Genomic DNA, 700 nt, shown 5'->3' with positions numbered 1-700 from the left:
GGCCGTGGACAAGGTCGGCGTGGGCAAGCTGCGTAGCGTCAACATCCGCTTCCAGGCCATGTGTTCGCACTACCTGTTCGATGCCGAGTTCTGCAATCCCGCCTCCGGCTGGGAGAAAGGCATCGTCGAGAAGAACGTGCAGGACCGGCGTCGGCAGGTCTGGCGCGAGGCGGCCGAGCGCCGCTGGACTGACCTGGCAAGCCTGAACGATTGGCTGGCCCAACGCTGCCGGCAATGCTGGGAGGAGAACCACCACCCTGAGTGGCCGGCGTTGACCGTGGCCGAGGTCTGGCAGGACGAGCAGGCCCGGCTGATGCCCTGTCCCAAGCCCTTCAACGGCTACGTGGAGCACCAGGTGCGCGTGTCGGCCACGGGGCTGATCCACTTCCAGCGCAACCGTTACAGCGTGCCCACGCGGCACGTGAACGCGATCCTGAGTCTGCGCGTGTACCCCGAGCACCTGGAACTCGTCGCCGACGGCGTGCAGGTCGCGCGCCATGCCCGCAGCTTCGAGCGCGATCTGACCTTTTACGACTGGCAGCACTACATCGCGCTGGTGGAGACCAAGCCCGGCGCGCTGCGCAACGGCGCCCCGTTCAAGACCATGCCCGATGTGCTGCAGACGCTGCAGCGGCACCTGCTGCGTCACACCGGCGGCGACCGCGTGATGACGCAAGTGCTGGCCGCAGTGCCGGTGCAC

Annotated in this window: 1 protein-coding gene; it reads left to right on the top strand. The window is 67.3% G+C overall.

The features are described from left to right. A partial coding sequence (locus IE209_RS33655) for a Mu transposase domain-containing protein (protein WP_444544361.1) occupies nucleotides 1-700 on the top strand: 700 nt, incomplete at both ends.

Source organism: Pseudorhodoferax aquiterrae (assembly GCF_014652235.1).
In the GTDB taxonomy this organism is placed as follows: Bacteria; Pseudomonadota; Gammaproteobacteria; order Burkholderiales; family Burkholderiaceae_C; genus Pseudorhodoferax; species Pseudorhodoferax aquiterrae.
This window is presented reverse-complemented; position numbering and strand designations above follow the sequence as displayed.